Source organism: Streptomyces sp. B93, from assembly GCF_018070565.1.
In the GTDB taxonomy this organism is placed as follows: Bacteria; Actinomycetota; Actinomycetes; order Streptomycetales; family Streptomycetaceae; genus Streptomyces.
Map to the genome: position 1 here is coordinate 1 of NZ_JAGPXL010000018.1, position 19,340 is coordinate 19,340.

A 19,340-nucleotide genomic window follows, 5' to 3' on the forward strand; every position below is an offset into this window, starting at 1 on the left:
GGGGCCGCTGCCGTTGTGGCTACGGAATCTGCGCCGCTCGCGCCTCTCGGCGGTTGTCGCGGAAGTTGTTCACTCGGCGGGCCGTGGCGAACAGGGGGATGACCGCGCCGGTGACCAGCTGGAGCGCGCAGCCGGTCTGGAGGAGCAGCTGGCCGCTGGGGGCGCCGAAGGCCCAGGCGGAGAGCAGGCCCATCGACAGGACGATCCAGGCGAGCATGGCCACCGCGAGGCGGCCCCGCGGCTTGGGGTACTCGACGCGGCTCACCATCAGCCAGGCGGTGCCGATGATCGCCAGCAGGGTGGCGACGAAGGGCAGCTCGAGGAGGACGATGGCAACGACCGTCAGCGCGCCGAAGGGGCTCGGCATGCCCTGGAACATGCCGTTCGTCGGGGTCACGCAGGAGAATCTCGCCAGGCGGAGCACCACGGCCAGCAGCACGACGATCGCGCCCACCGCCGCCACCCGCTGGTGGGCGTCGTCCGCGACCATGCCGTAGACCAGGACGAAGTACGCCGGGGCCAGGCCGAAGCTGATCAGGTCCGAGAGGTTGTCCAGCTCGGCGCCCATGGGGGAGGAGCGCAGCTTGCGCGCCACGAGGCCGTCGAACAGGTCGAAGACCGCCGCGCAGAGCATGAGGATGACCGCCGTGGCCGCGCTGTGGCGGGCCATGCCGGTCTCCTGGCTGCCCGTGAGGTGCGGGATCAGGATGCCGGTGGTGGTGAAGTACACCGCCATGAAGCCGCAGGTGGCGTTGCCCAGGGTGAGGGTGTCCGCTATCGAGAGGCGCAGAGAGAGGGGCATCTCCTCCTCTTCGTCCTCGGCGACCTCCGGAACCCAGCCCGTCGGTGTCTCCGGGTCAGTCACGGTCAATGCGAGTCACCCCAGCCACGGTCTTCTGGCCGACCTCGACCGCGACCTCGACGCCCTCGGGCAGGTAGAGGTCGACGCGCGAGCCGAAGCGGATCAGGCCGATCCGCTCGCCCTGCTCGACCTTGGTGCCCTCGGGGAGGTAGGGGACGATGCGGCGGGCCACCGCGCCGGCGATCTGGATCATCTCGATGTCACCGAGTTCGGTGTCGAAGTGCCAGACGACGCGTTCGTTGTTCTCGCTCTCCTTGTTGAAAGCAGGAACGAATCCGCCGGGGACGTGCTCGACGGACGTGATGGTGCCGGACAGCGGCGCGCGGTTGACGTGCACGTTCAGCGGGCTCATGAAGATCGCGACGCGGGTGCGGCCGTCCTTCCACGGCATGATGCTCTGCACCACGCCGTCGGCGGGCGAGATGACCCTGCCCTGGGCGATCTCGCGCTCGGGGTCGCGGAAGAACCACAGCATCCCCGCCGCGAGCGCGGTGGCGGGGACGGCGACGGCCTTGGCGGCGCCCGAGCGGCGGGCGCGTACCAGGCTGAGGGCTGCGGTGGCGACGGTCGGGAGAAGCCACGGCGATGCTCCGCGCGCGAGGCGTACGCCGGCCAGGCTGTCGCGAGATGCAGAGGTTTGGCTGTGGGGCATGGATGACCTTCGTAGCGGATTACGCCGCGCTTCTGACGGGGGACGGCGGCTTTCCGGCGATCGTAGCGGCTAAGCGCCACAACTGGGTAAGCCAGGAAGCCGAGTCGACGGCCGAGGAGTGCCTACGGGGTGTGATCTTCTTCTCGGAGATAACACCCCGTATCCGGACATTCAGCCCTGGAATCGATACTCTTCGAGCAGTCGCCGTCCGATGATCATTTTCTGGATCTCGGCGGTACCCTCACCGATCAGCAGCATCGGTGCCTCCCGGTAGAGGCGCTCGATCTCGTACTCCTTGGAGAAGCCGTAGCCGCCGTGGATCCGGAAGGCATCCTCCACGACCTCCTTGCAGTACTCGGAGGCGAGGTACTTCGCCATCCCCGCTTCGAGGTCGTTTCGCTGTCCGGAGTCCTTTTTGCGTGCCGCGTTCACCATCATCGCATGCGCTGCCTCCACCTTGGTGGCCATCTCCGCGAGCTTGAACTGGATGGCCTGGTGCTGGGCGATCGCCTTGCCGAAAGTGTGACGCTGCTGGGCGTACTGGACACCCAGCTCGAAGGCACGCTGAGCGACGCCGCAGCCACGCGCCGCCACGTTCACGCGGCCCACCTCGACGCCGTCCATCATTTGGTAAAAACCTCGGCCGGTGACGCCGCCGAGCACCCGGTCGGCGGGAATCCGCAGGCCATCCATGATGAGTTCGGTGGTGTCCACCCCCTTGTAACCCATCTTGTCGATCTTGCCCGGAATGGTGAGGCCCGGGCGGACCTCTCCGAAGCCGGGCTCCTTCTCCACGAGGAAGGTCGTCATCGACTTGTGGGGCGCCGTGCCCTCAGGGTGTCCTTCGTCACTTCTGACCAGGACGGCCACGAGGGACGACGTACCGCCGTTCGTCAGCCACATCTTCTGGCCGTTCAGGACGTACTCGTCGCCGTCCTTCACAGCCTTCGACGTGATCGCCGACACGTCCGAGCCGAGGCCCGGCTCCGACATCGAGAAGGCGCCGCGGATGTCGCCCGCCGCCATCCGCGGCAGGAAGTGGTCCTTCTGCTCCTGGGTGCCGTGCTGCTTGAGCATGTACGCCACGATGAAGTGGGTGTTGATGATGCCCGAGACGGACATCCAGCCCCGGGCGATCTCCTCCACGCACAGCGCGTACGTCAGGAGCGACTCGCCCAGACCGCCGTACTCCTCCGGGATCATCAGGCCGAACAGGCCCAACTCCTTGAGGCCGTCGACGATCTGCTGCGGGTACTCGTCGCGGTGCTCCAGCTCGGTCGCGACCGGGATGATCTCCTTGTCCACGAAGTCGCGGACGGTGGAGAGGATCTCCTGCTGGACGTCGGTCAGACCGGCGGTCTGGGCGAGGCGGGCCATCGCTACTTCCCCTGTTCCTTCAGCTCGGGGCGGCCCGGCTGCTCGCCGCCGCGCTCCTTGATGTACGTCTCGGTCGGCACCATCACCTTGCGGCGGAAGACGCAGACCAGGGTGCCGTCCTGCTTGTAGCCCTTGGTCTCGACGTGGACGATGCCGCGGTCGTTCCTCGACTTCGACGGCGTCTTGTCGAGGACCGTCGTCTCGCCGTAGATCGTGTCGCCGTGGAAGGTCGGCGCCACGTGGCGCAGGGACTCGATCTCCAGGTTGGCGATCGCCTTGCCCGACACGTCCGGCACGGACATGCCCAGCAGCAGCGAGTAGATGTAGTTCCCCACGACGACGTTCTTGCCGAAGTCCGTCGTGTTCTCCGCATAGTTGGTGTCCATGTGGAGCGGGTGGTGGTTCATGGTGAGGAGGCAGAAGAGGTGGTCGTCGTACTCGGTGACCGTCTTGCCGGGCCAGTGCTTGTAGACCGCCCCGACCTCGAACTCCTCGTAGGTACGCCCGAACTGCATGGCCTTACGCCTCCGGAATCTCGAACGTGCTGGTGCGCCGCATCCCGGCCGCGCGTCCCTTGCCCGCGATGACCAGCGCCATCTTGCGGCTGGCCTCGTCGATCATCTCGTCGCCGAGCATCGCGGAACCCTTCTTGCCGCCCTGCTCGGACGTGTAGTAGTCGTACGCGTCCAGGATCAGCTCGGCGTGGTCGTAGTCCTCCTGGGACGGCGAGAAGATCTCGTTGGACGCCTCGACCTGGCCCGGGTGCAGCACCCACTTGCCGTCGAAGCCGAGCGCGGCGGCGCGCTGGGCGACCTCGCGGTAGCCGTCGACGTTGCGGATCTGGAGGTAGGGGCCGTCGATCGCCTGGAGGTTGTTGGCGCGGGCGGCCATCAGGATCTTCATCAGGATGTAGTGGTAGGCGTCCGCCGGGTAGCCGGGCGGCTGCTCGCCCACGACCAGCGACTTCATGTTGATGGACGCCATGAAGTCGGCCGGGCCGAAGATGATCGTCTCGATGCGCGGGCTGGCCTGCGCGATCTCGTTGACGTTGTTGAGGCCCTGCGCGTTCTCGATCTGCGCCTCGATGCCGATCCGGCCGACCTCGAAGCCCATCGTCTTCTCGATCTGGGTGAGCAGCAGGTCGAGGGCGACGATCTGCTGGGCGTCCTGGACCTTCGGCAGCATGATGCAGTCCAGGTTCGGGCCCGCGCCCTCGACGACGGTCACGACGTCGCGGTACGTCCACTCGGTCGTCCAGTCGTTGACGCGCACGACGCGGGTCTTGCCCGTCCAGTCACCCTCGTTGAGGAACTTGACGATGGTGTGCCGGGCCTCCGGCTTCGCGAGCGGAGCGCAGGCGTCCTCCAGGTCCAGGAAGACCTGGTCGGCGGCCAGGCCCTGGGCCTTCTCCAGGAAGCGCGGGTTCGAGCCCGGAACCGCCAGGCAGGAGCGCCGGGGGCGAAGGCGGTTGACCGTGGTCATGCGGGGACCTCCAGGGGGTCGAGCTTGTTGGCTGTGCGGATCTCGTCGACGATGCGGCCGATGATCCCGGTGATGTCGAAGTCCTTCGGGGTGAAGACCGCGGCCACTCCGGCGGCCCGCAGCGCTTCGGCGTCACCGTTCGGGATGATGCCACCGGCGATCACCGGGATATCTGTGGCGCCTGCCACACGCAGCCGTTCGAGTACGTCCGGCACCAGCTGGGCGTGCGAACCGGACAGGATGGACAGACCGACCGCGTGCACGTCCTCGGCGAGGGCGGCGTCGACGATCTGCTCCGGTGTGAGCCGGATGCCCTGGTAGACCACCTCGAAGCCCGCGTCCCGGGCGCGCACGGCGATCTGCTCGGCGCCGTTGGAGTGGCCGTCCAGGCCGGGCTTGCCGACCAGGAAGCGCAGCTTGCCCACCCCTAGGTCCTTCGCCGTCAGGTCCACCTTGCGGCGTACGAGAGCCATTCCCGTACCCTCCTCCGCGGTCACCGCGACCGGTGCGGAGGAGACGCCGGTGGGCGCCCGGAACTCGCCGAAGACCTCACGCAGGGCACCCGCCCACTCGCCGGTGGTCACCCCGGCGCGGGCGCACTCCAGGGTGGCCTCCATGAGGTTGTCGGTGCCCTTGGCGGCTTCCTTCAGCCGCTCCAGCGCCTTGCAGGGCCGGGGGTGGTTGAAGGGCGGCTGGTAGCGGGTGTCCCGCCACTGCTGGAGCGCGGCCACCACGCGGGCTTCCACCGCCGGGTCGACCGTCTGGATCGCGGTGTCCAGGTCGGCGGTGAGCGGGTTCGGCTCGGTGGTCTCGAAGACGTTGACGCCGACGATCTTCTCCTGGCCGGACTCGATCCGGGCCCGGCGCTCCGCGTGCGAGGCGACCAGCTGAGACTTGAGGTAGCCGGACTCGACGGCCGCCATCGCGCCGCCCATCTCCTGGATGCGGTCGATCTCGGCGGACGCCTGCGCGACCAGCTCCTCCACCTTGGCCTCGATCACCTTCGAGCCCTCGAAGATGTCGTCGTACTCCAGCAGGTCGCTCTCGTGCGCCAGCACCTGCTGGATGCGCAGGCTCCACTGCTGGTCCCAGGGGCGGGGCAGGCCGAGCGCCTCGTTCCACGCGGGCAGCTGCACGGCACGCGCGCGTGCGTCCTTGGAGAGGGTCACCGCCAGCATCTCCAGCACGATCCGCTGGACGTTGTTCTCCGGCTGCGCCTCGGTCAGTCCGAGGGAGTTGACCTGGACGCCGTAGCGGAAGCGGCGGTGCCTGGGGTTCTCGATGCCGTACCGCTCCTGGGTGACGCGGTCCCAGATGCGGCCGAAGGCGCGCATCTTGCACATCTCCTCGATGAAGCGGACGCCCGCGTTCACGAAGAAGGAGATACGGCCCACCACGTCGCCCATGCGCTCCTGCGGCACCTGCCCGGAGTCGCGTACGGCGTCCAGGACGGCGATCGCCGTGGACATCGCGTACGCGATCTCCTGGACCGGCGTCGCCCCCGCCTCCTGGAGGTGGTAGCTGCAGATGTTGATCGGGTTCCACTTGGGGAGGTGGGACACCGTGTACGCGATCATGTCGGTCGTCAGCCGGAGGGAGGGCCCCGGCGGGAAGACGTGCGTCCCCCGGGACAGGTACTCCTTGACGATGTCGTTCTGGGTGGTGCCCTGGAGCTTGGTGATGTCCGCGCCCTGCTCCTCCGCGACGACCTGGTAGAGCGCCAGCAGCCACATGGCGGTGGCGTTGATGGTCATCGAGGTGTTCATCTGTTCCAGGGGGATGTCCTGGAAGAGGCGGCGCATGTCACCGAGGTGCGCGACCGGCACCCCGACCCGGCCCACCTCGCCGCGGGCGAGGACGTGGTCGGAGTCGTAGCCGGTCTGGGTCGGCAGGTCGAAGGCGACCGACAGTCCCGTCTGCCCCTTGGCGAGGTTGCGCCGGTACAGCTCGTTGGACGCCTCCGCCGTCGAGTGGCCGGCGTACGTCCGCATCAGCCACGGACGATCCTTCTGACGCTCTGTCATCTACCGGCCCTCAGATGTTCCGGAAGCGGTTGATGGCGTCCAGGTGGGTGGCGCGCTTCTCCTGGTCGCGGACGCCCAGGCCCTCCTCGGGGGCGAGGCACAGCACGCCGACCTTGCCCTGGTGGGCGTTGCGGTGCACGTCGTGCGCGGCCTGGCCGGTCTCCTCCAGCGGGTAGACCTTGGACAGGGTCGGGTGGATCTTGCCCTTGGCGATCAGGCGGTTGGCCTCCCAGGCCTCGCGGTAGTTGGCGAAGTGGGAGCCGATGATGCGCTTCAGGGACATCCACAGGTACCGGTTGTCGTACTGGTGCAGATAGCCCGAGGTGGAGGCGCAGGTGGTGATGGTGCCGCCCTTGCGGGTGACGTAGACGCTCGCGCCGAAGGTCTCGCGGCCGGGGTGCTCGAAGACGATGTCGATGTCCTCGCCGCCGGTGAGTTCGCGGATGCGCTTGCCGAAGCGCTTCCACTCCTTGGGGTCCTGGGTGTTCTCGTCCTTCCAGAACTTGTATCCCTCGGCGGTGCGGTCGATGATCGCCTCGGCGCCCATCGAGCGGCAGATGTCCGCCTTCTGCGGCGAGGACACGACGCAGATCGGGTTGGCGCCGCCGGCCAGCGCGAACTGCGTGGCGTAGCTGCCGAGTCCGCCGCTGGCACCCCAGATCAGCACGTTGTCGCCCTGCTTCATGCCGGCGCCGTTGCGGGAGACCAGCTGGCGGTAGGCGGTGGAGTTGACCAGGCCCGGCGCGGCGGCCTCCTCCCAGGAGAGGTGGTCCGGCTTGGGCATCAGCTGGTTGGACTTGACCAGCGCGATCTCGGCGAGGCCGCCGAAGTTGGTCTCGAAGCCCCAGATGCGCTGCTCGGGGTCGAGCATGGTGTCGTTGTGCCCGTCGGAGGACTCCAGCTCGACGGAGAGGCAGTGCGCGACGACCTCGTCGCCGGGCCGCCAGGCGTTGACGCCGGGGCCGGTGCGCAGGACGACGCCCGCGAGGTCGGAGCCGATGATGTGGTACGGCAGGTCGTGGCGCTTGGTGAGTTCGCTGAGACGGCCGTAGCGCTCCAGGAACCCGAAGGTGGACAGCGGCTCGAAGATCGAGGTCCACACCGAGTTGTAGTTGACCGAGGAGGCCATGACGGCCACCAGGGCCTCGCCCGGGCCCAGTTCGGGCAGCGGCACCTCGTCGAGGTGGAGCGACTTGCGGGGGTCCTTGTCGCGGGTGGCGAGGCCCGCGAACATCTCGGTCTCGTCCTTGTGCACGGTGATCGCGCGGTACGACTCGGGGAGCGGCAGTGCGGCGAAGTCGGCCGAGGTGGAGTCGGGCGACTGGATCGCGGCCAGGATGTCCTTCATGGTCACGGTGTTGCCTCCGGCGATGAGCGCCCCGAGGGAAGGGCGCTGAGGGTTACGTCGGTGCTGCTGAGGGTTTGAAAGGGGATGCCGTCGGTCCGGCTGGTGGTGCTGTTCGGCAGCGCTTTGTGGCGCGGGAGGTTGCCTGTGACGCAGGCGTCCGGGTCGCGGTGGTGACCCGCGGGGACAGCCCGGACACCTTCAACGTATGGCACACCGTGTCACCTGGCAAGGCACTGAGTGCCAGAAACTGCTCTCAGATGAAATCTTTACGTAACAAATGAGCGATGATCGATCGAATCGGCCTCGAAGGTCGGTCGAAAACGGCTCGACAGACACCAAAACGGCCACCCCGAGGGGGTGGCCGTCATCACAGGGGCGGTCAGGCGCTCAGCGGGCCTTCAGCGCCTCCTCGATGGTCCGCATGACCTCGTCCAGCGGGGCGTCGGTGCGGGCCACCGTCACCAGCACCTCGCCGCTGGCGGCAGCCGTCGCCGCGGGCGAGGCGGCCCGGGGCGCGGTGGTGCGGCCGACACCGATGCCCGCGCCGAAGGTCTTGCGGACGATCGCGAAGGCGTGGTCGAGCTGCGCCTCCACATCGCCCTGGCCGCCCGCCCGCAGCCAGCGCCGCAGCACGTGGTTGTGGGCGGTGACCACGGCGGACGCGGCGACCTCCGCCAGCAGCGGGTCGTCGTTGGCGTCGTCGTCGTGGGCGTGCTCGTCGAAGTGGCCGAGCAGATAGCGGGTGAAGAGCCGCTCGTAGCGGGCCACCGAGGCGATCTCGGCCTCGCGCAGGGTGGGCACCTCGCGCGTGAGCTTGTAGCGGGCGACCGAGATCTCCGGCCGGGCCGCGTACATCTTCATGACTTCCTTGATGCCGCGGCACACCGTGTCGAGCGGGTGCTCGTGGGCGGGCGCCGCGTTCAGCACCGCCTCGGCCCGGACCAGGGTGTCGTCGTGGTCCGGGAAGATCGCCTCCTCCTTGGAGCGGAAGTGGCGGAAGAAGGTGCGGCGCGCGACCCCGGCCTGGGCCGCGATCTCGTCGACGGTGGTCGCCTCGTACCCCTTGGTGGCGAACAGCTCCATCGCAGCGGCCGCCAGTTCCCGGCGCATTTTCAGCCGCTGGGCGGCGGCGCGACTGCCTGCGGCACTCTCCGGCGGCTCGGGTGTGGCGGGGGTACGGGTGGACTTGGCGGGCTGGGACATGACCCGAACGTACTGCATGCGCGCGGCTCGATGCGCAGGCCCGGGGGGCTGCCCGCCCTCCGGGGACGGGTCGGTGCCGGGCCCGGCGGGGGCGGCACGGCTGCCCGGATCGAGCAGACCGCCCCACTCCGCTCCCGCACGGAACCAGTCGCCCGGCCGGTCAGCGCCGGGCATATTCGCGGAAACCACGGCCCGTCTTGCGGCCGAGGCAGCCCGCGGCCACCAGGTGCTCCAGCAGCGGCGCCGGGGCGAGGCCCGGGTCCCGGAACTCCCGGTGCAGCACCTTCTCGATGGCCAGCGAGACATCCAGGCCGACGACGTCCAGCAGTTCGAAGGGGCCCATCGGGTAGCCGCCGCCCAGCTTCATCGCGGCGTCGATGTCGTCGAGGGAGGCGTAGTGGTCCTGGACCATCTTGATGGCGTTGTTCAAGTAGGGGAACAGCAGCGCGTTCACGATGAACCCGGCCCGGTCGCCGCAGTCCACGGCGTGCTTGCGGATCCGGCCGCACACCTCGCGGACCGTGGCGTGCACGTCGTCACCGGTCAGCACCGTCCGCACGACCTCGACCAGCTTCATCGCCGGGGCCGGGTTGAAGAAGTGCATGCCGATCACGTCCTGCGGGCGTGAGGTGGCGCGGGCGCAGGCGATCACCGGCAGCGAGGAGGTGGTGGTGGCCAGCACCGCCCCCGGCTTGCACACCTTGTCCAGCGCCGCGAACAGCTGCCGCTTGACGTCCAGGTCCTCGGCGACCGCCTCCACGGCGAGGTCGACGTCGGCGAAGGCGTCGTAGGAGCCCGCCGGGGTGATCCGCTCCAGGGACCGGGCGGCGGCCTCCGCCGTCATCCGGCCCCGGTCGACGGAGCGCGTCAGCGACTTGCCGATACGGGCCTTCGCCGCCTGCGCCTTCTCCTCGCTGCGGGCGGCCAGCACCACGTCGTACCCGGCCTTGGCGAACACCTCGGCGATCCCCGACGCCATGGTCCCGGAACCGGCCACGCCGACCGAGCCCACCGGACGGCCCGTGGCCGGCCCGGCGCCCTCCAGCGGGGTCAGGGCGTCGCGCACCACGGTCGCGCTGCCGGGCGCCTCGTAGGTGTAGAAGCCGCGCCCCGACTTACGGCCCGTCAGGCCCGCCTCGCTGAGCTGCTTCAGGATCGGCGCGGGGGCGTGCAGCCGGTCCCGGGACTCGGCGTACATGGCCTCCAGGACGGTGCGCGCGGTGTCGACGCCGATCAGGTCGAGCAGGGCGAGGGGGCCCATCGGCAGTCCGCAGCCCAGCCGCATCGCGGCGTCGATGTCCTCGCGGGAGGCGTAGTTGGACTCGTACATCGCGGCCGCCTGGTTCAGGTAGCCGAACAGCAGCCCGTCGGCGACGAACCCGGGCCGGTCGCCGACCGCCACCGGCTCCTTGCCGAGCTGGACCGCGAGGTCGGTGACCGCGCTGACGGCGCCCGGCGCGGTCAGCACCGAGGACACCACCTCGACCAGCCGCATCGCCGGGGCCGGGTTGAAGAAGTGCAGCCCGAGGACGCGCTCGGGACGGGCCGACTCGGCCGCCAGCCGGGTCACCGACAGCGCGTTGGTGCCGGTCGCCAGGATGGTCTCCGGCCGCACGATCCCGTCCAGTTCACGGAAGATCTGCTGCTTGGTCTCGTACGACTCCGGCGCCACCTCGATGACGAGGTCGGCGTCGGCCGCGGCGGTCAGCTCGGTGGCGGTGCGGAAACGGGCGAGGGCCTCGGCGCGTTCCGGCTCGGTCAGCCGGCCGCGGGCCACGGCGCGGGCGGTGGAGGCCTCCAGGGCGGCGACACAGCGCACGGCCTGGGCCTCGCTGATGTCGATGCCGACGACCTCGCGACCGGCGCGGGCGAGCACCTCGGCGATGCCGGTGCCCATGGTGCCGAGGCCGACCACGGCGATCTTCATGAGGGGGGACAGCGGGGACTGCGCGTCGGACAGGGGAGAGACCATCGCGGACTCCAGGAATGAGGGTGACGACTGGGAACGCGCCGTGCGCCACGGGGCGCACGGCATGCGCACGAGTGCTGCGGGATGCGGGTGTGGCCGGGCTGCGAAGCGCACACGCCCGGTGTGAACCGCCACCACGGACGCGCACACGCCCGGGGAGACGGCGATGTCCGACCGGCCCTGTCCCGTGGCCTGGTCGTCCTGCGGTACACGGGGTACCGGACCGACTGCTCCCACAACGGCTGCGTCACCAGGCCGCTGTGAGGGGGTGCGGGTGGGTGACCCGCTCGTCTGAGCTTAACTTGCGGGTAACGAGCGCGCCAGCCCCGGGTTTCTGTGATCTGCGTCCCCTCGTACCTGTCCGTGATGCGGCCTACCGGGCGCCGAGATCGTTTGTAGTCTCGGCGTCATGGACGAAGAGTTGCGATCGCTCACGGAGCGCTTACGGCAGGAGAGCGGCGCCCCGCCGGAGTTCGCGGAACTGCGGGACACCGGGGACCACGACCGGCTCGCCGAGGTGCTCACCGCCGCCGGACAGCCCCTGTGGGCCCGGGAGTTGGCCGCGTTCCGGCTCGGCCTCGCGGGCGACCGGCGGGCCTTCGAGTCCCTCGTGCTGCTCCTGAACCACCGCGATCCGCAACGGTGCGCCTCCGCCGCGCACGCCCTGGCCCGGCTCGGTGACCCGCGGACCGCGCGTGCGGCGGCGGCGCTCGCGACCAACGAACTGCGCGTCGCCTACGCCCTGTACCCGGTACGGCTGCTGGCCGAGCTGCGGGCGCCCGAGTCCGTGCCCGCGCTGATCACCTGCCTCCAGCGGCGGCTGCGCCCGCACGATCCCTACCGCCGGGTCGCCGTCGCCTGTGTGGAAGGACTCGGCGCGCTCGGTGACGCGCGGGCCAGGCCCGTTCTGGAGGGCGCGCTCGCCCACCCGGCGCTCGCGGAGGCCGCGGTGCGCGCGCTGGCCCGGCTGCCCGGGGGCCGTCAGGGGAGCGGCCGTACGTAGCGCACCTCGGGCACCTCGACGCCGCCCGCCTCGAAGGGCTCCTCGGTGCCGTCCGCCCGGAAGCCCGAGCCTTCGTAGAAGCGGCGGGCGCCGGTGTTCCCCTTGAGCACCCACAGGAACATCCGCTCGTGCCCGGCCGCCGCGCAGCGCCGCAGCGACTCCCTGAGCAGGGCGCGGCCGATGCCCTCGCCGTAGTGGTCCGGCGCGACGTAGAGGGCGTACAGCTCGGCGCCCGGCGTACCGGCGTCGTCGCGGTACGGGCCGTGGCAGCCCCAGCCGACGATCTCGCCGGAGCGTTCGGCGACCAGGTTCAGCGCACTGCCGTCGCCCCCGGTCAGCCGGGCGCGGTGGCGCCGGGCGTCCTCGGTCACGCTAAGGGCGTCCAGATAGGGCCCCGGCATCATGCCCCGGTACGCGGCCCGCCAGCCGCCGATCCGGATCGCCGCCACCCGGTCGCAGTCGTCCAGGGACATCTCGCGTATGTGCGTCATGCGCCCATACTCGATCACCCAGCCCGGACAGTCCCTAGAGCAGGGTCAGCTGGACCGGGTCGGGCGCCTCGGCCACGGGTTCCGGCCGCTCGGTCCTGCGGGGCATGCCCGCGCGGGCGGGGCCGATGCCGTACTCGCGGGCGAGGTCGTGGACCTGACGGGTGATCCGGCGCTGGTACCACTTCGGCGCGTATGCGCCGTCCGCGTACAGCCGCCGGTAGCGGCCCACCAGGTACGGGTGGTGCCGGGCCAGCCAGGCCATGAACCACTCCCGGGCGCCCGGGCGCAGATGCAGCACCAGCGGTGTCACGGAGGTCGCCCCGCTGGCCGCGATCGCCCGCACGGTGGCGCGCAGCCGGTCCTCCTGGTCGCTGAGGAACGGGATCACCGGCGCCATCAGCACCCCGCAGCCGATCCCGCGCTCACCGAGCCGTCGTACGACGTCCAGGCGCCGTTCAGGGGAGGGGGTGCCCGGTTCGACGGTGCGCCACAGCTCGGGATCGGTGAAGCCGACCGAGACCGAGATGCCCACGTCGGTGACCTCGGCCGCCTCGGTCAGCAGGTCCAGGTCGCGCAGGATCAGGGTGCCCTTGGTCAGGATCGAGAAGGGGTTGGCGTGGTCGCGCAGGGCGCCGATGATGCCCGGCATCAGCCGGTAGCGGCCCTCCGCGCGCTGGTAGCAGTCCACGTTGGTGCCCATCGCGACGTGGTCGCCCTGCCAGCGGCGGGAGCCCAGCTGGCGGCGGAGCAGCTCGGGCGCGTTCACCTTGACCACGATCTGCGAGTCGAAGCCGAGGCCGGTGTCGAGGTCCAGGTAGCTGTGGGTCTTGCGGGCGAAGCAGTAGACGCACGCGTGCGTGCAGCCCCGATAGGGGTTGACCGTCCATTCGAACGGCATCCGTGAGGCGCCCGGCACCCGGTTGAGGATGGAGCGGGCCCGCACCTCGTGGAAGGTGATCCCGCGGAACTCCGGGGTGTCGAAGGTGCGGGTGACGACCGCGTCGGCGCCGAACAGCGCGGCGTCGGCCGCCCGGCCGTGTTCGGCGGGGCCCTCGCTCTCGCCGGATCCCGTCGTGAGGTTCTCCCAGCGCATGACGCCTCCTCGGTAGCACTGGGCCCAGAATAGAACATGTGTTCCCATGATCGTGTTCGGTCACTTTCGAAGCCCCCGATTTGGCGGCCGGGGACCGGGGTGGTTGGCTTGCCCCGACCCCGAGAACTCAGCTCCTGGAGGAAGTCGATGGCGCAGGTCGAGGCCAGCACGGAACGGGTCGTCGCGGCGGACCCGGAGACGGTGTTCGACACCCTCGCCGACTACAGCGGCACCCGCGCGAAGCTGCTGCCCGAGCACTTCAGCGAGTACGAGGTGCGCGAGGGCGGCGACGGCGAGGGCACCCTGGTCCACTGGAAGCTCCAGGCGACCAGCAAGCGCGTCCGCGACTGCCTGCTGGAGGTCACCGAACCCTCCGACGGCGAGCTGGTCGAGAAGGACCGCAACTCCTCCATGGTCACCACCTGGCGCGTCACCCCCGCCGGGGAGGGCAGCTCGCGGGTCGTCGTCACCACCACCTGGCAGGGCGCGGGCGGCATCGGCGGCTTCTTCGAGAAGACCTTCGCCCCCAAGGGCCTCGGCCGCATCTACGACGCCGTGCTCGCCAAGCTCGCCGCCGAGGTGGAGAAGTAGGCGGGAAGCAGGCAAAAGGTAAGCCCCCCGCGGCTGTTGGGGGGCTCACCGGTTCGAGTGGATCTCCCCGGAGGACCTCGGCCGCGCCGTAACTCGCCGCGCCCCCGCGCAGTTGCCGCTTCACGCGGGAACCGAGCGGCAGGCGCGACGAGGGGAGCGGTACGTGGGCGGGACCACAGTGGTGCAGGACGAAGCGGTCGCGGCACCCCCGCGGCCGCCCGCCGCCCAGACCGCCCCGCCCGCCGCCCTCAGCCCGCGCCGGGTGCGGCTGGTCTTCCTGGCGCTGATGCTGGCACTGCTGCTCGCCGCCCTGGAGCAGATGATCGTCGCCACCGCGCTGCCGAAGATCGTCGGCGAGCTGCACGGCCTGGACCGGATGTCCTGGGCGATCACCGCCTACCTCCTCACCGCCACCGTCACCCTGCCGGTCTACGGCAAGCTCGGTGACCTCCTCGGCCGCAAGGGCGTCTTCCAGTTCGCGATCGTCGTCTTCGTCATCGGCTCCGCCCTCGCCGGGCGGGCCCAGACCATGGACCAGCTCATCGCCTACCGGGCCGTCCAGGGCGTCGGCGCGGGCGGGCTCATGATCGGCGTGCAGGCGATCATCGCGGACATCGTGCCGCCCCGGCGGCGCGGCCGGTTCATGGGCCTGATCGGCGCCGCCTTCGGACTCGCCTCTGTCGCCGGACCCCTGCTCGGCGGCTACTTCACCGACCACCACTCCTGGCGCTGGTGCTTCTACGTCAACGTGCCCTTCGGACTGGTCACCATGGCCGTCGTCGCCGTCGTGCTGAAACTCCCCAAGCCGGCCGCCAAGGCCCGCTTCGACGTCCCCGGTGCGCTGCTGCTCACCGCCGCCTCCACCTGCCTGGTGCTGCTGACCAGTTGGGGCGGCACCGAGTACGCCTGGGACTCGCGGGTCGTCCTGGGCCTGGCCGCCGGAGCCCTCGCCGCCGTCCTGCTCTTCGCCGTCGCCGAACACCGCGCCGCCGAACCCCTCATCCCGCTGCGGCTGTTCCGCGACCCCGTCTTCAACGTCACCAGCCTCGTCGCCCTGGTGGCCGGCGTCGCCCTGTTCGGCGCCGCCAGCTATCTGCCGACCTTCCTCCAGATGGTCGACGGCGCCTCCGCCACCGAGTCCGGGCTGCTGATGCTGCCGATGATGGGCGGGATCGTCGGCGCCTCCATCGTCTCCGGCCAACTCGTCAGCCGCACCGGCCGCTACAAGATCCACCCCATCCTCGGCGGCGCCCTCAGCGTCACCGGGATGTGGCTGCTGTCCCGGCTGGAGGCCGGCACCCCCCGGCTGCACTACAGCGTCTGGATGGCCGTGCTCGGCGCCGGGATCGGCATGGTGATGCCGGTGCTGGTCCTCGCCGTGCAGAACAGCGTCCGCCCCGCCGACCTCGGCACGGCCACCAGCGCCAACAACTACTTCCGGCAGATCGGCGGCAGCGTCGGCGCCGCCGTCTTCGGCACCCTCTTCGGCGGCCGGCTCACCGACGGCCTCGCCGCCCGGCTCCCCGACCAACTCCCCGCGCACCCGGGCGGCGGCCTGCCCGACCTCGAGTCCATCACCCCGGACCTGGTGCGCACCCTGCCGCCCCCGCTGCGCGACGCCTACATCCAGGCCTACGCCGACGCCATGCCGAGGATCTTCCTCTACCTCGTGCCGGTGCTCGTCCTCGGCCTGCTCGCCGCCTTCTTCCTCAAGGAGAAACCGCTGGTGTCCTACCACGCCCCCACCACCACCGAGCCGGAGAGCGCGCCGGTACCCCAGGCGCGTTCGCCGTACGCGGCCGGGATCGCCGTCTGCGGCACCGTGCAGCACCCCGACGGCACCGTCGTGCCGCGCGCCGCGCTCACCCTGATCGACATCGCCGGACAGCAGATCGGGCGGGGCGCCAGCGGCGAGGACGGACGGTACGCGCTCGCCACGCCCGGCGCCGGGGCCTATGTGCTGATCGCCGCGGCCGGCGGCCACCAGCCGCAGGCGGTCTCCGTGACCGTCGGCGAGCGCCCCGTCGAACTCGACGTCGTCCTCGGCGGCGCCGGACGGCTGGCCGGGAGCGTGGTCACCGCCGACGGCACCCCCGTGCGGGACGCCACCGTCACCCTCACCAACGTGCACGGCGAGGTCGTCGCCACCACCCGCAGCGCACGCGAGGGCGGCTACGTCATGACCGAGCTGGTCGCCGGTGAGTACACCCTCGCCGCCAGCGCGCCCGCGTTCCGCCCCGCCGCGCTGCCGGTGACCGTGCAGGCCGCCCGGGAGACCCGGCAGGACATCGAACTCGCGGGCGGCGCCACCCTGCGCGGCACGGTCCGGGCCGGTGGCGGACGGCCCGTCGAGGACGCCCGCGTGACCCTGCTGGACGCCGCGGGCAACGTCGTCGACACCCTCACCACCGGCCCCGACGGCACCTTCCGCTTCGTCGACCTGGCCTCCGGCGAGTACACCGTCATCGCCGCCGGATACCCGCCCGTCGCCACCGTCCTCCAGGTGGCGGGCGGCGGCCGCACCGAACGGGACCTCCAGCTCGGGCACGAGGACTGAGCGTCCGGCGGGCGATGTCAATTCGCCCGTTGCCGCACATCGGAGGCGGTCACCGCCGTACGGTGGGGGCCGGGGGACAGATCTTGCGGAGCCGTGGGGAGAGAGGGCCTGGGCCATGGACCGTGGCACCGACCGGGAAGTGGACGACGGCCACGAGGCCGGGCGGGCCGCGGTGACGGGGAACGCCGCGGCCGGTCGCATCCCGCTGGCCGTGGTCGTCGTCGACCGGGAGGGCCTCGTCTCCCACTGGAGCGCGGGCGCCCGACGGCTGTTCGGCACCGCCAAGGAGGCGGCGATCGGCCGCCCGGTGGCCGACCTGCTGCCCGTCTCCGGTGCCCTGACCGAGGACGACACCCTGTCCTCGTACGGCGTGGACGACGGGCTCGGTCCCGACCTCGACGTCTCCCTCGGCGGGTGGCTGTCCTACCCGGCGGCGGGCTGCGCCCGGCTCACCGTGCCGGAGCGCGACCGGATCGACGTGCTGTGGTGGGCCTACCCGCTGGTCGGCCCCGGCCCGGAACGGCTGCTCGTGCTCGCCGCCGACGCGGCGCCGCTGCGACTGCGCGACCCCGACGACACCCTCGACGCCACGGACGCGCTCGTCGAGCGGATCGTGCCCGGATTCGCCCTGCACACCGACTTCCCCGGCGCCGAGGACCTCGCCCGCCGCCTCCCCGAGATCCTGCCCAGCATGAGCGTGGAGGAGAGCGCCCGGATCGTCGGACAGGTCCTCGAACTGGGCTATCCCGTGCTGGAGTTCAGCCAGAACGACCGGGTGCCGGTCACCCCCGACTGGGGCGTGCCCCGGCGGGCCGAGCGCAGGGCGCGCCGCGAACGGCTCGCGCGGGCCGTGGCGGCGGGCGATCCCGTGCCGCGGGAGCTGGGCGAGGAGGCCGACGACCTCGAGTACGCCGCCGTCCGGGAACGGCTGGAGTTCCTCAACGAGGTCAGCGGCCGGATCGGCACCTCGCTCGACCTCGCCGAGACCATCGTCGAGGTCAGCAAGGCCGTCGTCCCCCGCTTCACCGATGTCGCGGGCACCTATCTGCGCGAACAGGTCGTCGCCGGTGAGGGGTTCCCGGACGGTGTGCCGGACACCACCACCCTGTGGCACCGGGTCGCCGTCGAGCACACCGACGAACCCGGCCGCTGGGACGACGTGGTGCCGGTCGGCGAGGCGATGCCGTTCCCGGCGCACACCCCGTTCTTCCAGTGCATGACCACCGGTGAGCCCGTGCTGGTGCCGCGCATCAGCGAGGAGATGGGGCACGCCATCGCCGCGCAGTTCGAGAAGCGCGACATCCGGCCGCTGATCACCGGCCGCTCCATGCTGGTCGTCCCGCTCAAGGCCCGCACCGTCGTCCTCGGCTTCATGATCCTGCTGCGCCACCCCGAGCGGCCCGTCTTCAACGACATGGACCGGGTCACCGGCGCCGAACTCGCCGCCCGCGCGGGCCTCGTGCTCGACAACGCGCGCATGTACACCTACCAGGAGTCCGTCGCCGAGACCCTCCAGGACAGCATGCTGCCGCACATCCCGGCACGGATGGCGGGCTGCGACATCGCCACCCGCTATCTGCCCGGCACCCTGCTCGGCCGGGTCGGCGGCGACTGGTTCGACTCGGTGAAACTCCCCGGCGCCCGCACGGCGTTCGTCGTCGGGGACGTGATGGGCCACGGCCTGAACTCCGCGGCGATGATGGGTCAGTTGCGCACGGCCGTGCAGACCATGGCCGCCCTCGACCTGCCGCCCGCCCAGCTGCTGCGCAACCTCGACGACCTCGCCCAGCGGCTCGGCGACACCTACCTCGCGACCTGTCTGTACACGGTCTACGACCCCATCGCGGGCGAGCTGGGCATCGCCAACGCCGGGCACATCCCGCCCGTGCTGGTCCGCGCCGAGGACGGCCGCAGCGAACTGCTGGACCTGCCCACGGGCGCCCCGATCGGCGTCGGAGGGGTGCCGTTCGAGACGGTGCGGGTGCCGGTGCGGCCCGGCGACCGGCTGGTGATGTGCACCGACGGGCTGGTCGAGGTGCGCGGTGAGGACATCGGTGTCGGGCTGGCCACGCTGTGCGAGTCCGCCGCGCACCCGGCCGCCTCCATGGACGACGCCTGCGACACCATCATCCGGGCCCTCAACCCCCGGGGCGGCCGCAAGGACGACGTGGCCCTGCTGATGGCCCGGCTCGGCGGCATCGCACCGGACGACGTCGCGGAGTGGCGGCTGCCCCTCGACCCCGCCGAGGTGCGCCGGGCGCGCGCCGCGGTCCGCGAGCAGCTGCACGACTGGGGCCTGGCGCGGACCGCGGACACCGCCGAGCTGCTGGTCAGCGAACTCGTCAGCAACGCCGTACGGCACTCCCACCACCGTCCGGTCGGGCTGCGCCTGGTGCGCGGCGACACCCTGCTGTGCGAGGTGGACGACGACGACCACGAACTGCCCACCCTGCTCAGCGCCTCAGGCGGCGACGAGGCCGGACGGGGCCTCAGGGTGGTCAGCACCCTGGCCCGGGAGTGGGGCGCCAGCCGGACCGGGGCGGGCAAGACGGTCTGGTTCGAACTCACCCTGCCGCGCCGCTGAACCCGTCCGCGCCCCCGGCAGGGGCGCGCGGGTGGTGAAAGGGGCGCGCGATATCGGCGCTGTGTTCTTGTGGCCGTGACCTGGGCGCGATAGACCGTACTGGC

The 19,340-nt window shown here is 71.0% G+C and carries 15 protein-coding genes; 4 read left to right on the top strand and 11 right to left on the bottom strand.

Features of this window, described 5'->3' with window-relative positions:
* Positions 1–19: 19 nt before the first annotated feature.
* The 9 genes from pssA to KBY47_RS19100 form a co-directional block, all read right to left on the bottom strand.
* Entirely contained in the window at positions 20–871 is an 852-nt protein-coding gene (pssA, locus tag KBY47_RS19060) for a CDP-diacylglycerol--serine O-phosphatidyltransferase (protein WP_210922370.1), read from the bottom strand.
* Complete coding sequence (locus KBY47_RS19065) at positions 858–1,514, bottom strand: phosphatidylserine decarboxylase (RefSeq protein ID WP_210922371.1); 657 nt, start codon at positions 1,512–1,514, stop codon at positions 858–860. Before KBY47_RS19065 ends, pssA begins: the two co-directional genes overlap by 14 nt.
* Positions 1,515–1,685: 171 nt before the next feature.
* Complete coding sequence (locus tag KBY47_RS19070) at positions 1,686–2,891, bottom strand: acyl-CoA dehydrogenase family protein (RefSeq protein WP_210922372.1); 1,206 nt, start codon at positions 2,889–2,891, stop codon at positions 1,686–1,688.
* A 2-nt stretch (positions 2,892–2,893) separates the two neighbouring features.
* A complete protein-coding gene (locus KBY47_RS19075) occupies positions 2,894–3,406 on the bottom strand; it encodes a MaoC family dehydratase (protein WP_210922373.1) in 513 nt (170 codons plus the stop codon).
* A gap of 4 nt (positions 3,407–3,410) precedes the next feature.
* Complete coding sequence (locus tag KBY47_RS19080) at positions 3,411–4,373, bottom strand: CoA ester lyase (RefSeq protein ID WP_210922374.1); 963 nt, start codon at positions 4,371–4,373, stop codon at positions 3,411–3,413.
* On the bottom strand, positions 4,370–6,397 hold the full coding sequence (locus KBY47_RS19085) for a protein meaA (protein WP_210922375.1): 2,028 nt from the start codon (positions 6,395–6,397) through the stop codon (positions 4,370–4,372). The genes KBY47_RS19080 and KBY47_RS19085 overlap by 4 nt, the downstream gene beginning before the upstream one ends.
* Before the next feature lie 10 nt (positions 6,398–6,407).
* Entirely contained in the window at positions 6,408–7,745 is a 1,338-nt protein-coding gene (gene ccrA / locus KBY47_RS19090) for a crotonyl-CoA carboxylase/reductase (RefSeq protein ID WP_210922481.1), read from the bottom strand.
* A 387-nt stretch (positions 7,746–8,132) separates the two neighbouring features.
* Positions 8,133–8,948: a TetR family transcriptional regulator gene (locus KBY47_RS19095; protein ID WP_210922376.1), complete on the bottom strand. Its 816-nt coding sequence runs from the start codon at positions 8,946–8,948 to the stop codon at positions 8,133–8,135.
* 160 nt (positions 8,949–9,108) lie between these two features.
* Positions 9,109–10,920 (bottom strand): 3-hydroxyacyl-CoA dehydrogenase family protein, encoded by a 1,812-nt coding sequence (locus tag KBY47_RS19100; protein WP_210922377.1) that lies wholly within the window; start codon positions 10,918–10,920, stop codon positions 9,109–9,111.
* A 406-nt stretch (positions 10,921–11,326) separates the two neighbouring features.
* Between KBY47_RS19100 and KBY47_RS19105 the strand changes: the two genes are divergently transcribed.
* Positions 11,327–11,920: an adenylosuccinate lyase gene (locus tag KBY47_RS19105; RefSeq protein ID WP_210922378.1), complete on the top strand. Its 594-nt coding sequence runs from the start codon at positions 11,327–11,329 to the stop codon at positions 11,918–11,920.
* On the opposite strand, the gene KBY47_RS19110 is transcribed toward KBY47_RS19105, so the two are convergent.
* Positions 11,899–12,411 carry a GNAT family N-acetyltransferase gene (locus KBY47_RS19110; RefSeq protein WP_247694934.1) on the bottom strand — a complete coding sequence of 171 codons (513 nt, stop codon included), beginning with the start codon at positions 12,409–12,411 and terminating at the stop codon, positions 11,899–11,901. The genes KBY47_RS19105 and KBY47_RS19110 overlap by 22 nt on opposite strands.
* Before the next feature lie 34 nt (positions 12,412–12,445).
* Positions 12,446–13,504, bottom strand: coding sequence for an Rv2578c family radical SAM protein (locus KBY47_RS19115; protein ID WP_210922379.1), 1,059 nt, complete (start codon positions 13,502–13,504; stop codon positions 12,446–12,448).
* Positions 13,505–13,651: 147 nt separating this feature from the next.
* On the opposite strand from KBY47_RS19115, the gene KBY47_RS19120 reads away from it, so the two are divergent.
* The 3 genes from KBY47_RS19120 (at position 13,652) to KBY47_RS19130 (ending at position 19,236) form a co-directional block, all read left to right on the top strand.
* Positions 13,652–14,095 carry an SRPBCC family protein gene (locus KBY47_RS19120; RefSeq protein ID WP_210922380.1) on the top strand — a complete coding sequence of 148 codons (444 nt, stop codon included), beginning with the start codon at positions 13,652–13,654 and terminating at the stop codon, positions 14,093–14,095.
* Positions 14,096–14,258: 163 nt separating this feature from the next.
* The gene (locus KBY47_RS19125) at positions 14,259–16,652 is read left to right on the top strand and encodes an MFS transporter (protein WP_210922381.1); all 2,394 of its coding nucleotides are present in this window, start codon (positions 14,259–14,261) and stop codon (positions 16,650–16,652) included.
* A 115-nt stretch (positions 16,653–16,767) separates the two neighbouring features.
* A complete protein-coding gene (locus KBY47_RS19130; protein WP_210922382.1) occupies positions 16,768–19,236 on the top strand; it encodes a SpoIIE family protein phosphatase in 2,469 nt (822 codons plus the stop codon).
* Positions 19,237–19,340: the final 104 nt, after the last annotated feature.

What these genes read in the sequence shown, in the direction of transcription:
- KBY47_RS19065 (WP_210922371.1), bottom strand. Translation starts at nt 1,514, where the DNA reads ATGCCCCACAGCCAAACCTCTGCATCTCGCGACAGCCTGGCCGGCGTA.
- KBY47_RS19070 (WP_210922372.1), bottom strand. Translation starts at nt 2,891, where the DNA reads ATGGCCCGCCTCGCCCAGACCGCCGGTCTGACCGACGTCCAGCAGGAG.
- KBY47_RS19075 (WP_210922373.1), bottom strand. Translation starts at nt 3,406, where the DNA reads ATGCAGTTCGGGCGTACCTACGAGGAGTTCGAGGTCGGGGCGGTCTAC.
- KBY47_RS19080 (WP_210922374.1), bottom strand. Translation starts at nt 4,373, where the DNA reads ATGACCACGGTCAACCGCCTTCGCCCCCGGCGCTCCTGCCTGGCGGTT.
- KBY47_RS19085 (WP_210922375.1), bottom strand. Translation starts at nt 6,397, where the DNA reads ATGACAGAGCGTCAGAAGGATCGTCCGTGGCTGATGCGGACGTACGCC.
- ccrA (WP_210922481.1), bottom strand. Translation starts at nt 7,745, where the DNA reads ATGAAGGACATCCTGGCCGCGATCCAGTCGCCCGACTCCACCTCGGCC.
- KBY47_RS19095 (WP_210922376.1), bottom strand. Translation starts at nt 8,948, where the DNA reads ATGTCCCAGCCCGCCAAGTCCACCCGTACCCCCGCCACACCCGAGCCG.
- KBY47_RS19100 (WP_210922377.1), bottom strand. Translation starts at nt 10,920, where the DNA reads ATGGTCTCTCCCCTGTCCGACGCGCAGTCCCCGCTGTCCCCCCTCATG.
- KBY47_RS19105 (WP_210922378.1), top strand. Translation starts at nt 11,327, where the DNA reads ATGGACGAAGAGTTGCGATCGCTCACGGAGCGCTTACGGCAGGAGAGC.
- KBY47_RS19110 (WP_247694934.1), bottom strand. Translation starts at nt 12,411, where the DNA reads ATGACGCACATACGCGAGATGTCCCTGGACGACTGCGACCGGGTGGCG.
- KBY47_RS19115 (WP_210922379.1), bottom strand. Translation starts at nt 13,504, where the DNA reads ATGCGCTGGGAGAACCTCACGACGGGATCCGGCGAGAGCGAGGGCCCC.
- KBY47_RS19120 (WP_210922380.1), top strand. Translation starts at nt 13,652, where the DNA reads ATGGCGCAGGTCGAGGCCAGCACGGAACGGGTCGTCGCGGCGGACCCG.
- KBY47_RS19130 (WP_210922382.1), top strand. Translation starts at nt 16,768, where the DNA reads ATGGACCGTGGCACCGACCGGGAAGTGGACGACGGCCACGAGGCCGGG.